Origin of the sequence: Herbidospora sp. NBRC 101105, assembly GCF_030269205.1 — a bacterium.
GTDB lineage: Bacteria > Actinomycetota > Actinomycetes > Streptosporangiales > Streptosporangiaceae > Herbidospora > Herbidospora solisilvae.
On the sequence record NZ_BSSX01000008.1, the window covers coordinates 517,148 to 531,650 of the forward strand.

A 14,503-nucleotide genomic window follows, 5' to 3' on the forward strand; every position below is an offset into this window, starting at 1 on the left:
TTTTCGGCCAAAAGATCCTAACGGGCAATTCTGGCCTTCAACTCCCGGACCGCGCTCACCGGAGTGGGATCGATTCCATAACCAAGTGCCAGATAGACGCTGGCGAAGTCGGCCAGCCCGATCAGCGTCGCCAGCCGTTCAAGCGGATGACGCCCCTCGGCCATCAGCTCCGACACCCGCACGTCGCGGGTTTCGGCCAGCCGTACCGTGGTGCCGCGGGTGCGGGTCTCGCGTTCGTCCTCGTCGGTGTCGCGGAGCACGAACAGCCGCAGCTGGCGGCCCTGCGTGTCGGCGAAGATGTCGCGCTCGGCGAGCGGGCCGTCGAAGGCGGCCACCTGGTTGTGGGCGGCCTCGGGCAGCTCGCCGAAGATCGCCGGGTATTTGGCGTTCTCGTAGAGCTGGTGGACCAGCCGGTGGGCGGCCACGATCGGCAGCGCCGAGGAGCCCCACACCATCGGCACCGACTCGGCCAGCTCCATGGCCAGCGTCTTGCCGGGGTTGATGAACGTGTCGCTCGACGGCCGGCACCGGTGGGCCAGGTCTTCGAGCAGGGTGGCGGTGGATTCGTACACCGGCTCGGGGACGTCGGCCAGGCCCAGCGACGACGCCGCCACGATGAGCGGGACGGTCAGCGCCCACAGCGCCGCGCGGGCGTGGCCCTGCGCGGCGTCGACCGGGACGAACGGCGCCCCGCGCTGCGTGCACAGCGCCTGGAGCGGGGAGCCGGGGCGGCCGACGCCGACCAGGCGGCAGCCGCGCCGGGCGGCCTCCCAGGCCAGCCCGAGGGTCTCCTCGGTGGCCCCGGAGGCCGACACGGCGAACACCAGGTCGTTGGCGCCGATCCAGCCGGGCAGCCGGTGGCCGCTCGCGGTCGTGACCGGGATCGGCGCGCCGTTGCCGCAGATCGCCCTGAGGATCTCGCCCGAGACGCCGCTGACGCCCATGCCGAGCGTCACGACCGCCCTCGGGCGGCCCTCGGTGGCGACCACCCCCACGCCCGCCTCGGCGGCCAGCCGGCGGCCGGTGCGGACCTGGGCGGCCGCCGAGGCGACCGCGGGAAGCATGCCCGAGGGATCGGCCGCGACCAGATGGGCCTGGTCGTCGAGCAGCTCAGGCTCCCAGATCATGCCTTCCGTGCCTCGTCGACCAGCAGCACGGGAATGTCGTCGCGGACCGGGTAGACCAGGCCGCAGCTCGCGGAGGTGCAGGCCAGTTCGTCGGCCTCGGCCCGGAGCGGGGACTTGCACGCCGGGCAGGCCAGGATCTCCAGCAGCCAGTCGTCGATCTTCAAATCCCTCGAACCTCTTTCAGAACGTCGTCGCGCACGCCGGCCATGGTCACCTCGTCGTCGCCCTCGGCGTTGAGCCGGAGCAGCGGTTCGGTGTTGGACGGGCGCAGGTTGAACCACCAGGTCGGACCGGTGACGGTCAGGCCGTCCAGCTCATCGAAGGTAACACCCTCGCGGGACCCGAACACCTCGCGCACCTTGGCGGTGGCGGCGGCCTGGTCGGCCACCGTGCTGTTGATCTCGCCGGAGGCCGAATAGCGCGCGTAGGCGGCCAGCACCTCCGACAGCGGGCGGTCCTGCTCGCCGAGGGCGGCCAGCACGTGGAGGGCGGCCAGCATGCCCGAGTCGGCGTACCAGAAGTCGCGGAAGTAGTAGTGGGCGGAGTGTTCGCCGCCGAAGACGGCGCCGGTCCGGGCCATCTCGGCCTTGATGAAGGAGTGGCCGACGCGGGTGCGGACGGGCACCCCGCCGTTCTCCTTGATGATCTCGGGGACGCCGCGCGAGGTGATCAGGTTGTGGATGACCGTGGCCCCGGGGTGCTTGGCCAGCTCGCGCGCCGCCACCAGCGCGGTGATCGTCGACGGGGAGACCGAGGCGCCCTTCTCGTCGATCACCCAGCAGCGGTCGGCGTCGCCGTCGAAGGCGATGCCGAGGTCGGCCCCGTGCTCCACGACGGCCTTCTGCAGGTCGACCAGGTTGGCCGGCTCGATCGGGTTGGCCTCGTGGTTGGGGAAGGAGCCGTCGAGCTCGAAGTAGAGCGGCACCAGGTCGATCGGCAGCCCGGCGAACACCTCGGGCACGGTGTGGCCGCCCATGCCGTTGCCGGCGTCGACGACGACCTTCAGCGGCCGGATGGCCGACAGGTCGACGAGCGACTTCAGGTGGGCCGCGTAGCCGGGCAGCATGTCCTGGGTGGTGACGCTCCCGGTCGGGTCGGCCACCGGGACGCCCAGCAGCCCGAGCGCCCGGTCGCGGATCTCGGTCAGGCCCGTCTCGGAGCCGATCGGCACGGCCCCGGCGCGGCACATCTTCATGCCGTTGTACTGGGCCGGGTTGTGGCTGGCGGTGAACATGACGCCCGGCAGGTTCAGAGTGCCGCTGGCGTAGTAGAGCAGGTCGGTGGAGCCCAGTCCGGCGTTGATCACATCGGCGCCCCGGGAGGTCGCGCCGCGGGCGAAGGCCGCCGCGAGCGGGCCGGAGGACTCCCGCATGTCGTGGGCGATCACGATCCGATCGGCCCCCACCACCTCCGCGAAGGCCGCCCCCACGGCCTCGGCGATCTCCTCGTCGAACTCGTCCGGTACGACACCGCGTACGTCATACGCCTTGAAGATCTTGGCGAGGTCGCCCAATTCCGCCCCTATATGTCGCAGATCCCTAGGGTTGGAAGCCTAGTGGCCGCGCGCCTTCAGCGGTCGCGATTGGACTTGAGGACCCGGAGGTGACCACGACGGCCCACCTCGACGGCCTGGCCGGTCGGCTCGCCCGGCGCGGGGGCCGGACGGGCGGCCTCGCGGACGGCGTTGGCCAGCGCCTCGAGGTCGTCTCCGGACGGCGCGCCCGGCTCATAGGGCAGCCGCACGACCTCCCAGCCGCGGGGCGCGGTGAGCCGCTCGGCGTGCTCCGCGCACAGGTCATAGCAGTGCGGCTCGACGTACGTCGCCAGAGGGCCAAGAACCGCGGTCGAGTCGGCGTAAACGTACGTGAGTGTGAAGACGGCAGGCTGCCTGCAGGCGGTACGGGAACAGCTGCGGACGGGGCTCACGGAGGGACCGTATCCGGTCCGCCCGCACATTGCCACCACCCCGCCCCTCTTAACGAGCGTGTCGCCACAATCCGGACACCACCTGAACACGGCCCGAGCCCTAAGCTGACCTGATGACTCCTCGACGACGGGACCGCCACGGGCGGGGCATGCGGGGCCCCCTCGCGCCGTCCCACGTGCCGATCGCCAAGTCGCGCGGCGAGCGGTTCGACGACCTCGTGCTCGACGCCGTCGACCGGCTGCGCGTGCGATGGGCCAAGGAGCTGGCGGCGGTCGACTTCGGCGTCGAGGAGGTGCCCCCGGTCGCCGAGCTCCTCGACGGCCCGGCGCGGCTGGCCTCCGACCCGATCCCGTTCGGCCGGGCCGAACCGGCGCTGCGCGGCGACCCGGCGATGGTCGTGGTCTACCGGCGCCCGCTGGAGGCGCGCGCCCGCGACCGCGAGAGCCTGGCCGCGCTGGTGCACACCGTCGTGGTCGAGCAGGTCTCCACGCTTTTGGGGCTCACCCCCGAACAGGTCGACCCCGGCTACGACGGCTGAGACAGCACCGCCGACGGCTGCTCGGCGACCGGCGGCACGAGCGTCCAGGTGCGCGCCACGGCCAGCGGCTGGGCGGTGACGAGCTGCCCGCCCGCGGCGCGTTCCTCCATCACCCGCCCGCCGTAGACGGGCCCGGAGCCCGTCTTCGGCATGACGACCACGCTGAAGCCCTTGGCCGGGCCCTTCAGGATGATCTCCTTGGTACGGGCGGCGGGGATCGCCACCTCGATCGGGTCGGGCGCCTTCCCCTCGCGCGGCAGCAGCGTCACGGTGACGTCGGCGGCGGCGTCGGGCGCGCTCAGGATCAGCCGTGAGGTGACGGTCTTGGTCGAGCGGGCGTCGGCCACGACGCTGCCGAGGTCGATCGGCGGCGCCCCGGCGGTGAAGGCGACGTCGGTCCGGCCGCCGGTGCCGACGATCTTCAGTCCGGCGACCACGGGGGTCTCCGAGGTCAGCACGATCGCGGCGGGCTGGCCGGTCACCCCGGTCGACAGGTCGACGGTGACGACCGATCCGGCGGGCACCTCGACGGTCTCGCGGTTCTCCAGGGCGTAGGAGCCGTCTTTCAGCACGGCCTTGACGTGGACCACGGCGTCCGACTCGCCGGGGGCGGCGACGTAGAGCTCGCGGCGGCCGGCGCTGCCGGGCAGGCCCGGCACCACGACGCGCCCGGCCGGGGCGGTGGTCTGCGGCAACCAGTCGACGCCCTCGGAGGTGGCCGCCTCGACGGCGGCGGCGACCCGGCCCCGGCCGGTCGACACGTTCAGCGCCATGACCAGCGGCGACGGCGCGACCTTCTTGAGGTCGACGACGCGGTGCTCGCCCGGTTTGAGCAGCAGGCCGCTGGCCCGGTCGGCGATGACCTGGCCCTCGCCCGAGTAGACGACCAGCGCCACGTCGGCGGGGGCCGACTCGACGTTGGCGAGGTGGAGCCTGAGGTCTCCGGCGGCCGGGCCGGGCCCGACGAACCAGGCGTCGGCGCCGGGGTCGACGCACCGCACCCCCGCCAGGCCGCGGGCCTCGCCGCTCAGCGCGCGCCGGGTCTGGGCGGCCTCCAGCCCGGAGGCCATCGCGCCGGTCGCGTGCACCCGCATGGGGTCGGCGCCGGAGGCCATGGTCTTCTGCCAGAGCTTGCCGGGCTCGTCGACCGTGGCCGACTCGTCGCCGTCCTCGATGATGGTCTGGCCCGTGCCCTGGGCGTTGGGCGGGGTGACGGCGGTGACCGTGGCGCCGCCCGGGTCGGGGCAGACCGTGGAGACGGCCGCGATGGGCGCCCGCACCGGTTCGGCCTTCACCGGGGCGACGGGGGCCGGGCGGCTGACGAAGGCGACGCCGTAGACCGCGCCCAGCGCGATCAGCACCAGCGCCAGCATGCCGAACCGGTTCTCGATGAGCCGTCTCACGCCGCCACCCGCTCCCGACCGGCCGAGATCTCCTCGATCGTCTCGGTTTCGGCGGTACGCGCCCCCGGCGCCGCCAGGATCAGCACGATCACCACGAGCGCCCCCTGCCCGTAGAGCCACCATCGGTGCCACGCGTCGCCGGCCGGCGGTCTTTCCGGGGTGACCGGCCCGGTCATCCGCCAGAGTCCGGCCCGGTCCGTGAGGGTGACCCGGGCCATGGTCGGCTCGGAGTCGAGGGCCCGCCGCAGGGCCGGGTCGATCGGCGCCGGGACGCTGACGAACGCGATGCCCCGCCCGGCCAGCGCGGCCGCGTCGCCGCCGCCCCGGCCGGAGGCCAGCCCCGCCACCGCGTCGGTGAAGTCGGAGCCGTAGGCGGCCCGTTCGGACTCGCCGATCACCGGGATGCGGCCGTGCAGGACCGTGTACGTGAGCCCCGTGTCCGCCGTCCGGATCAGCAGCGTGCCCTGACCGGGCTTCGACTGCGCCTCGGCGATGGCCGGGAGCGGCGAGCGCACGTTCCGCCGGAGCGGCCCGTCCGCCTGGTCCATGATCCACAACGTGGCGGCGGCGACCGGGGTGGCGAAGGCGACCAGCACGATCAGGAACGCGCCCGCCTTCCGCAGCCCACCGGCCCTGCGGAACTCGGCGACGCGATGGGCGGCCAGCGCGGTCGACACCAGCAGCCCGGTCGCGGCGAAGGCCAGCGGCACCCCGGGCCAGGTCGACATGCGGCTGACCACGGTCGCCGCCAGCACGCCGACGATCGCCACGCCCCACCCGACGGCCACGATGAACTGGTGGCGGCGCAGCAGCAGCGCGCCCAGGGCGACGGCGAGCAGCCCCGCGGTGGCCCAGATCGGCGGCGTGCCGGGCCCGCCGGGGTTGAGGGTGAGCAGCGCCTCGGGGGCCAGCCGGGGCGAGGAGGTCATCGGCAGCCCGGCCTCCCGCAGGATGCGGGCCGGGTCCTGGACGATCGTGGCGAGCCACGGCCCGAGCAGGATCAGCGGGACGCCCAGGGCGATGAGCAGGTTCCCGCCGACCCCGCGCCGGACTCCCCCGAACGACAGGGCGGCGAGCAGGCCGAGGACGGCGACGAAGACGTACAGGATCGGGGCGAACGCGGTGCCCACGGCCAGCAGCAGGCCCAGCCCCCAGGCCGCGCGGCGGGCCGGTTTCCGGGTGTCGGCCAGGACCTTCGTGGCGAGCGAGGCGTAGACGGGCAGCAGGATGAACACCACCGCCGAGCCGATCCGCCCGGCCGCCACCACGCCGGTCGCGACCGGGAGCAGGGCGTAGGTGGCCGCCATCCACACCCGGGCGGGCCGGTAGGAGACGAAGCTCCTGGTCGCGAGGTAGGCGCTCAGTCCCGACAGCGGCACGCAGCCCAGCAGGAGGATCGACACCGCCAGCCAGGTCTTGCCGAAGGCGACGGTCGACAACACGGCCAGCACCGCGACGTAGGGCGGCGCCCACTCGCCGGTGTAGAACGCCCACAGGTCGGAGGCCCCGCCGGCGACCGGCACCAGCGCGCCGCCGCCGAGCATGCCCCCGGTCAGCAGGTCGCGCTCGGCCGCGACGGCGACCGCCATGAGCAGCACGAACAGCCGCACGCCGGGACTGGCGAAGGTGCGCCGCAGGAAACCGTCGTCGTCGTTGAGCAGTTCGTCGCCCTCTTCGGCGCCCGGTTGCTGGACGGCGTGATGACGGCCGGCCGAGTCCATCGGGCCACCGCCCGACAGCTGGTTCTGGACCATCTCCCAAGCCCGCCGGAACGCCAGGCTCGGCGGGCTGAACATGGGTTTGACCAGCCGATATCCGGCTCTGCTGCCCTTGCGCGCCTTCCTGGCCCGGCGCAGCCGCAGCGGATGGAACAACACCGAGCCGATCGCGGCGAGCTCGTCGACGGCGTGCGCGGGCTGCTTGGCGACCAGGAACAGCACGGTACGGATCAGCGACCCGACCGTGTTGCGGAGCAGCGACCAGAGCATCGTCCAGAACGGCAGGTTCGCCATCAGCACGAACAGCGAATAACGCCGGGCCAGCCGCCGGGGGTGGTCGTCACTGGCGGCGATGCGGCGGCGGCGCTTGGACGACGCCTCGGCGTGCCAGGCCACCGCGGCGGTCACCGCGAGCACCCGGTGCCCGGCGGCGCGGGCCCGCCAGCAGAAGTCGAGGTCGTCGCGGAACAGCGGGAGCCGGGCGTCGAGGCCGCCGAGCTCGTCCCAGACGTCGCGGCGGATCAGCATCCCGGCCGACGACACCGCCAGCACGTCGCGCACGCCCCGGGGCTCGGCGTCGTGCTGGCCCTGGTCGTACTCGCGCGCCTCCAGCCCGGTCTCGCGGCGGCCCGAGCGGGCGACCGTGACACCGACCTCCAGCAGCAGCTTCCGGTCGAGCCAGTCGCGCAGTTTCGGACCCAGGACGGCGGTCTCGGGGTACTCGTCGGCGGCGTGGAGCAGGAACTCCAGCGCGCGGGCGTCGGGGGCGCAGTCGTCGTGGAGCAACCAGATCCACTCGGTGTCGCCGGGCGCCTTCGGAAGCCGCCGGACGACCTCGTGCACGGCCTCGGCGAACCCGCTGCCCCGCGGCATCTGCACGACGCTGTGTTTGCCGAACGCCTCGCCGAGCAGGTCACGGCTGCCGTCGCGGCTGCCGTTGTCGACCCCGACCCCCCGGTCGACCGGCCGGGTCTGCGCGAGCACCGCCCGGAGGGTGTCCCGGAGCCAACGGGAGCCATCATGGGCGACCACGATCGCGGTGACCGAGTGCACGGCGGGATCCTTGGGGGTATGTGCGGCTTTTGCGCGCCAACACTACGGCACCCCGCACCGGCCACCGACCCAAATGACAAGCGGAGGCCACAAATGTGACCCCCGCGTGTCGCTTCCGGCTAGTGCCCGGCTATAGGTGTCAAACGGCCTGGCGCTTCATGCGTCGGCGCTCGCGCTCCGACAGTCCGCCCCAGATTCCGAATCGTTCGTCGTGTTCCAACGCGTACTCAAGGCACTCCGCGCGCACTTCACACGCGCGGCACACCTTCTTCGCCTCTCGGGTGGAGCCGCCCTTTTCTGGAAAGAACGCCTCCGGGTCGGTCTGAGCGCACAATGCGCGCTCCTGCCAGCCCAGATCTTCACCGTCGAGCGCCTGTGCGATGACCAGCTCGGTCACGGCACACCTCCCTGTCGCCCGCCCGTCACCAACCCCGAAAGTTGGTGCCCCCCTATGGACGCCCTCCCCTTACCCACCTCGGAGAAGGCGTAACAACATGGCTGTAATTACACGCGTGTAAGTCGTGCCCCGTCAAGCGCCATGGGGATACCGGGGGGATACCAGGGGAAAGGGCCGGTCTTGTCAGACCCGGCTCGGATCACCGATCCCGGCGGTCCGGACTGTACCAATGAGCGGTGGCCTCCGAATCGAGGGATGCCGGATCGGCAGGAAGACCTTCCCCGGTCTTTGCCGGGCGATAGATGGCCACCGGGTCGATCGGGTCGAGCAGGTCCTCGGCGCGGAGCGGGTCGCTCAGCGGGTCGCCCTGGTAACGCTGCGGCCGGGCCGGGGGCTGGCCGAAGGGGTTGCTCTGGCGGTAGGCGTCGGGCTGCTGCTGGTAGCTCTGCGCCTGCTGGTAGGCCTGGGCGAGCTGCTGCTCCCTTATGTCGCCCTCGTAGCCGGGCTCGTAGGGGGCGCCGTAGACGGGGGGCTGGGTCGCGTAGGCGCTCTCGCGGGCCGGGGGCTCGTAGCTCGGTTCGAGCACCGGGGCGCCGTAGACCGTCTCGTTCGTGGCCAGGACGGAGCTGTCGAACGGCGTCTCGATGACGGGAGGACGCGGGGCGGCAGGGGCCTCGGCCGCCGGGGGCTCGTAGGCCTGGCGGGCGAACTGGGGGCCCGAGAAGCCGGAGAACGGCGAGGAGTCCCAGGAGGCGGGGGTGTCGTCGTAGACCGGCTCGGGGTAGTCGTACGGCTCGGCCCGCTGGGCGGCCGGGGCGACGGGCGTCACCGGCGGCAGCGGGGTCTCCTCGACGACCTGCTGGCCCGCGTAGCCGTTCTGGTCGAAGACCGGGCCCTGCGGGTAGGGCGGGTAGTCGGGCTCGGCCGGCAGGTTTTGCACGGGATGGGCGTCGCCCGTCTGCGGGAACGGGATGGCCGGGGGGACCACGGAGAGCCGCCGCGACTTCTTCGGCTTGACCGCGCCCGCCGGCAGCGGGGACACCAAGGTCAGCACATAGACCAGCGCGAGGCCGGTGAGGGCGAAGGTCGGCACGCCGAGGAGCAGCGTCTCGAGCTTGCCGCCGAACCCGAGCCCGCTGAACAGGGAGCCGAGCAGGCTGATCGCGCCGAAGAGCGTGGCGACGGCGAGGGTGCCGGCGCCGCCCATGGTGATGAGGCCGCTCTTGGGGGTGGGGGCGCCGCCGAAGCGGGTGGAGAGGAGGACCGCGCCGAGGACCAGCGCGGCGTTGACCGGGGAGGTCAGTTCCGACAGGGCGACGACCGACCGGATGCCGAACTCGGCCGCTCCCCCGAGCGGTGAGGAGTCGCCGAAGACGAGTCGGACGACGCCGACCAGAACGGTCGTGCCCGCGGCTGCCACCAGGAGCCACGCGGCGGGCTCTCGGAGCCTCACCGGGTCAACCTTCACCACAGTTACCCCCAGGAATTCATGCGGCTTATGGGAACTGAGTTTTGCATATGCCTGACATGGATGCCCGGCGACCCATCAATCTCGCGTTTCGCATGGAATGCCAGACTGTCAGGCATGCGCATCGTGTCCCTCGCGGGCGGAATCGGCGGGGCCCGCTTCCTCCGCGGCCTCAAGGCGGCGGCTCCCGGATCCGACATCACCGTCATCGGCAACACCGGCGACGACATCACCCTGTTCGGCCTGCGGGTGTGCCCCGACCTCGACACCGTGATGTACACGCTCGGCGGCGGCATCAACGAGGAGCAGGGCTGGGGCCGCGCGGATGAAACGTTCACCGTGAAAGAGGAGCTGGCCGCCTACGGCATGCAGCCCCAGTGGTTCGGCCTGGGCGACCGCGACTTCGCCACCCACATCGTGCGCTCGCAGATGCTCGCGGCCGGTTACCCCCTGTCGGCGGTGACCGAGGCGTTGTGCGACCGCTGGCGGCCGGGCGTGCGCCTGCTGCCCATGACCGACGACCAGACCGAGACCCACGTCGTGATCGAAGACGAGCGGGGCCGCCGCGCGGTGCACTTCCAGGAGTGGTGGGTGCGCCTGCGCGCGTCCACGCCCGCCCTGGAGATCGCCCTGGTCGGAGCCGCGTCGGCGACGCCCGCGCCGGGCGTGCTGGAGGCGCTGGAGCGGGCCGACGTGGTGATCCTGCCGCCGTCGAACCCGGTGGTGAGCGTCGGGACGATCCTCCAGATCCCCGGCATCCGCGAGGCGGTGGCCGCCAAGACCGTGGTCGGGGTCTCCCCCATCATCGGCGGCGCGCCCGTGCGGGGCATGGCCGACGCGTGCCTGACCGCGATCGGCGTGGAGACCTCGGCGCAGGGCGTGCTGGAGCTCTACGGCGCCGACCTGCTCGACGGGTGGCTGGTCGCCGAAGAGGACGCCGCGACCTCGCTGGAGGGTGTGGCCGTGGAGGCCCGGCCCCTTCTGATGTCCTCCCCCGAGGCGACGCGCGACCTGGCCGCCGCGGCGCTCGACCTGGCCGGGAAGGTGGCGGCGTGATCACCATCAGCGGAGTGCAGGGGCTGCCCGAGATCGGCTACGGCGACGACATCGCGGCCCTGGTCGCCAAGGCCGCCCCCGGCCTGGCCGACGGCGACGTGGTCGTGGTCACCTCGAAGATCGTGAGCAAGGCCGAGGGCCGGGTGGTCCGGGCCGACGACCGCTCGGGAGCCATCGAGGCCGAGACGGTCCGGGTGGTCGCGCGGCGCGGCGACACCGTCATCTCCCAGACGCGGCACGGCTACGTGATGGCGGCGGCCGGGGTCGACGCGTCCAACACCGCGCCGGGGACCGTGCTGCTGCTGCCCGAGAACCCCGACGCGTCGGCGTCGGCGATCCGGCGGCGGCTGGCCGAGCTCGCCGGGGTGCGGGTGGGCGTGATCGTCTCGGACACCTTCGGACGCCCGTGGCGGCACGGCCTGACCGACGTCGCGCTGGGCGCCTCGGGCGTCCGGCCCCTCGACGACCTGCGCGGCACCACCGACGCCTACGGCAACCCGCTGAACGCCACGGTCACCGCCCTGATCGACGAGATCGCGGCGGCGGCCGAACTGGTGAAGGGCAAACTGAGCGGGGTCCCGGTGGCCGTGGTCTCGGGCCTGGGCCACCTGGTGACCGACGCCGACGGTCCCGGCGGGGCCGCGCTGATCCGCCCCGCCGACGAGGACCTGTTCCGCTACGGCTCCGCCGACGTCGTGTTCGCCCGGCGCACCATCAGGAGGTTCTCCGGCGCGGCGGTCGACGGCGCCGCCGTCCGCCGCGCGGTCGCCGCCGCCATCTCGGCCCCCGCGCCCCACCACACGACGCCGTGGCGGTTCGTGCTGCTGGAGACGGCGGCGGCCCGGCTCGCGCTGGTCGACGCCATGCGCGAGGCGTGGATCGCCGACCTGCGCGGCGACGGGTTCACCGAGGAGTCGATCGCCAAGCGGATCAAGCGCGGCGACGTGCTGCGCGACGCCCCCTACCTGGCGGTGCCGTGCCTGGTCATGGACGGCTCCCACACCTACCGCGACGACCGCCGCAACGCCTCCGAGCGGGAGATGTTCGTGGTCGCGACGGGGGCCGGGGTGCAGAACTTCCTGGTCCAGCTCGCGGTCGAAGGGCTGGGGTCGGCGTGGGTGTCGTCCACGATGTTCTGCCGCCCGGTGGTCCGGGAGGTCCTGAACCTCCCGGACACCTGGGACCCGATGGGCGCGGTGGCCATCGGCCACGCGGCCGAACCGCCGAGGCAGCGCCCGCCGAGGTCGGCCGAGGACTTCTACGTCACCCGTTAGACCACCGGCAGCACCCGTCGCACGCTCGCGCACACCCCGTCGCTCGCCTCCGCCGCCGCCCGGCGCTCGGGTGACGGGGTGCCGTACTCGGTCGTCCGCTGCCGAAGGGGACGGCCGCTGAGCTCGACCATGGCGCGCAGCTCGGAGATGGTCTTGTACGACCCGTTCTCCGACCCCGCCATGCGGCTGATGGTCTCCTCCATCAGGGTCCCGCCGATGTCGTTCACGCCCCCGGCCAGCACCTGGCGGCACAGGTCGTCCTGGAGCTTCACCCACGAGCACTGGATGTTGGCGATCGCGCCGTGCAGCAGCAGCCGGGACACCGCGTGGACGGCGCGGTTCTCGGCGGCCGTCGGCCCCGGGCGGGCGATGCCGGCCAGGTAGATCGGGGCGCTGTGGTGCACGAACGGGAGCAGCACGAACTCGCTGAAGCCGCCCGTCTCCTCCTGGAGCCGGCGGATCAGCCGGATGTGTCTCACCCAGTGGGCGTGGGTGTCGACGTGGCCGTACATCATCGTCGAGGTCGTCGGGATGCCCACCCGGTGGGCCGTGGTGATGACGTCGATCCACTCGCGGGCGGGCAGTTTGCCCTTGGTGAGCACCCAGCGGACGTCGTCGTCGAGGATCTCGGCCGCCGTGCCGGGCAGGGAGTCGACGCCGGCCTCGCGGGCGCCGGTCAGCCAGTCTTCGATCGACAGGTTCATCCGGCTGGCGCCGTTGATGACCTCCATCGGGGAGAAGGCGTGCACGTGGATGTCCGGTGTGCGGGCCTTCACCGCGCGCGCGATGTCGAAGTAGGCGCTGCCGGGCAGGTCGGGGTGGATGCCGCCCTGCATGCACACCTCGGTCGCGCCGGCCGCCCAGGCCTCCTCGGCCCGGTCGGCGACCTGGTCGAGGCTCAGGGTGTAGGCGTCGGCGTCGGTGCGGCGCTGGGCGAAGGCGCAGAAGCGGCAGCCCGTGTAGCAGACGTTGGTGAAGTTGATGTTCCGGTTGACGACGTAGGTGACGTCGTCACCGTTGACCTCGCGGCGCAGGCCGTCGGCCAGCGCGCACAGTTCGTCGAGCGCCTCGCCGGTCAGGCTCAGCAGCGCCTCGGCCTGGGCGTCGGTCAGCGCCAGCGGGTCGCGGGCGGCCTGGCGGAGGGCCTCGGCGCCGTCGCCCGTCATCGACACGGCCGTGGGGAGGCGGTCCTTCAGCGCGTCCCAGTCGCCGTAGACGTGGTCGAAGTCGTCGCGGCGGTCGTGGGTGCGGCCCGTGGTGTCGACCTCGGTGTGCAGGTCGACCCGGCCCGACGGGGTGAAGCCGCCGTCGGGCTCCTGCCACGGCCGGGGTTCGGGCCGCACGTCGAGGGCCATGCCGTCGGGCCCGGCCAGCGCCGCCACGTGGGCGCTCAGGCGCGGGTCGAGCCAGGGTTCGCCGGCCCGGACGTACTCGGGGTAGATCGTCAGGCGTTCGCGCAGGTCGAAGCCGGATTCGGCGGTGCGTTCCGCGAGGGCGTCGATCATCGGCCACGGGCGTTCGGGGTTCACGTGGTCGGGGGTCAGCGGGGAGACGCCGCCCCAGTCGTCGATGCCGGCGCGAATCATCAGGGCGTACTCGTCGCCGATGAGGTTCGGCGGGGCCTGCACGCGCATGCGGGGCCCCAGCACCATGCGGGTCACCGCGATCGTCGCGGCGAGTTCCTGCAGGTCGGCGTCGGGCAGGCCGCGCATCGCGGTGTCGGGCTTGGCGCGGAAGTTCTGCACGATCACCTCCTGGACGCCGCCGTACTCGCGCGCCACCCGGCGGATCGCGAAGATCGACTCGGCCCGGTCGAGGATCGTCTCGCCGATGCCGATCAGGATGCCGGTGGTGAACGGCACGTTCGAGCGGCCGGCGTCCTCCAGAACACGCAGGCGGACGGCCGGGTCCTTGTCGGGCGAGCCGTAGTGGGCGCCGCCCTTCTCGGTGAACAGGGCCGTCGAGGTCGTCTCCAGCATCATGCCCATCGACGGCGCGACCGGCTTGAGCCGCTGGAAGTCGCGCCAGGTCAGCACGCCCGGGTTGAGGTGGGGCAGCAGGCCGGTCTCCTCCAGCACCCGGATCGCCATGGCGCGCACATAGGAGAGGGTGTCGTCGTAGCCGTGGGCGTCGAGCCACTCGCGGGCGGCCGGCCAGCGGTCCTCGGGGCGGTCGCCCAGGGTGAACAGGGCCTCCTTGCAGCCCATCGCCGCGCCCTCCCGGGCGATGGCCAGCACCTCGTCGGGAGACAGGAACGCGCTCGGCAGCTTGGCGGGGGCGGTCGCGAAGGTGCAGTAACCGCAGCGGTCGCGGCACAACCGCGTCAGGGGGATGAAGACCTTGCGGCTGTAGGTGATCACTCCGGGGCGGCCCGCCGCCTCCAGTCCCGCGTCGCGCACGCGGGAGGCGTGGTCGAGCAGGGCGTCGAGGTCGGCGCCGCGGGCCTCCAGGAGAATGGCCGCCTCGGCCACGTCGATCGTCTTGCCGTCGCGCGCGCGTGCCAGCGCCCGCCGCATTGCTGCCGTCATACCTGCACACTACG

At 72.8% G+C, this 14,503-nt stretch carries 12 protein-coding genes; 3 read left to right on the forward strand and 9 right to left on the reverse strand.

What is annotated here, in order from left to right:
* Positions 1 to 17: 17 nt before the first annotated feature.
* The 4 genes from QSK34_RS32090 to QSK34_RS32105 are packed head-to-tail and all read right to left on the reverse strand — an operon-like array spanning position 18 to position 3,053.
* On the reverse strand, positions 18 to 1,127 hold the full coding sequence (locus QSK34_RS32090; protein WP_285589652.1) for an SIS domain-containing protein: 1,110 nt from the start codon (positions 1,125 to 1,127) through the stop codon (positions 18 to 20).
* A complete protein-coding gene (locus QSK34_RS32095) occupies positions 1,124 to 1,291 on the reverse strand; it encodes a Trm112 family protein (RefSeq protein ID WP_081898290.1) in 168 nt (55 codons plus the stop codon). Before QSK34_RS32095 ends, QSK34_RS32090 begins: the two co-directional genes overlap by 4 nt.
* On the reverse strand, positions 1,288 to 2,640 hold the full coding sequence (locus tag QSK34_RS32100) for a phosphomannomutase/phosphoglucomutase (RefSeq protein WP_285589657.1): 1,353 nt from the start codon (positions 2,638 to 2,640) through the stop codon (positions 1,288 to 1,290). Before QSK34_RS32100 ends, QSK34_RS32095 begins: the two co-directional genes overlap by 4 nt.
* 56 nt (positions 2,641 to 2,696) lie before the next feature.
* A complete protein-coding gene (locus QSK34_RS32105; protein WP_030451265.1) occupies positions 2,697 to 3,053 on the reverse strand; it encodes a DUF3499 domain-containing protein in 357 nt (118 codons plus the stop codon).
* Positions 3,054 to 3,166: 113 nt separating this feature from the next.
* Here QSK34_RS32105 and QSK34_RS32110 point away from each other — a divergent pair, with 113 nt between their 5' ends.
* On the forward strand, positions 3,167 to 3,592 hold the full coding sequence (locus QSK34_RS32110; protein ID WP_030451266.1) for a metallopeptidase family protein: 426 nt from the start codon (positions 3,167 to 3,169) through the stop codon (positions 3,590 to 3,592).
* On the opposite strand, the gene QSK34_RS32115 is transcribed toward QSK34_RS32110, so the two are convergent.
* The 4 genes from QSK34_RS32115 to QSK34_RS32130 form a co-directional block, all read right to left on the reverse strand.
* The gene (locus QSK34_RS32115) at positions 3,580 to 4,995 is read right to left on the reverse strand and encodes a DUF5719 family protein (RefSeq protein WP_285589662.1); all 1,416 of its coding nucleotides are present in this window, start codon (positions 4,993 to 4,995) and stop codon (positions 3,580 to 3,582) included. The two genes, QSK34_RS32110 and QSK34_RS32115, sit on opposite strands and share 13 nt — an antisense overlap.
* On the reverse strand, positions 4,992 to 7,766 hold the full coding sequence (locus QSK34_RS32120; RefSeq protein WP_285589664.1) for a glycosyltransferase family 2 protein: 2,775 nt from the start codon (positions 7,764 to 7,766) through the stop codon (positions 4,992 to 4,994). Before QSK34_RS32120 ends, QSK34_RS32115 begins: the two co-directional genes overlap by 4 nt.
* A gap of 139 nt (positions 7,767 to 7,905) precedes the next feature.
* On the reverse strand, positions 7,906 to 8,163 hold the full coding sequence (locus QSK34_RS32125; RefSeq protein WP_030451269.1) for a WhiB family transcriptional regulator: 258 nt from the start codon (positions 8,161 to 8,163) through the stop codon (positions 7,906 to 7,908).
* Between the two features lie 199 nt (positions 8,164 to 8,362).
* Positions 8,363 to 9,616, reverse strand: coding sequence for a hypothetical protein (locus QSK34_RS32130; protein ID WP_285589666.1), 1,254 nt, complete (start codon positions 9,614 to 9,616; stop codon positions 8,363 to 8,365).
* A gap of 132 nt (positions 9,617 to 9,748) precedes the next feature.
* Between QSK34_RS32130 and cofD the strand changes: the two genes are divergently transcribed.
* Both cofD and QSK34_RS32140 read left to right on the forward strand, forming a co-directional pair.
* On the forward strand, positions 9,749 to 10,687 hold the full coding sequence (gene cofD / locus QSK34_RS32135; protein ID WP_285589668.1) for a 2-phospho-L-lactate transferase: 939 nt from the start codon (positions 9,749 to 9,751) through the stop codon (positions 10,685 to 10,687).
* Positions 10,684 to 11,961 (forward strand): coenzyme F420-0:L-glutamate ligase, encoded by a 1,278-nt coding sequence (locus QSK34_RS32140; protein WP_285589670.1) that lies wholly within the window; start codon positions 10,684 to 10,686, stop codon positions 11,959 to 11,961. The genes cofD and QSK34_RS32140 overlap by 4 nt, the downstream gene beginning before the upstream one ends.
* Here the strand turns inward: QSK34_RS32140 and QSK34_RS32145 are convergent.
* A complete protein-coding gene (locus tag QSK34_RS32145; RefSeq protein WP_285589801.1) occupies positions 11,958 to 14,477 on the reverse strand; it encodes a bifunctional FO biosynthesis protein CofGH in 2,520 nt (839 codons plus the stop codon). The genes QSK34_RS32140 and QSK34_RS32145 overlap by 4 nt on opposite strands.
* Positions 14,478 to 14,503: the final 26 nt, after the last annotated feature.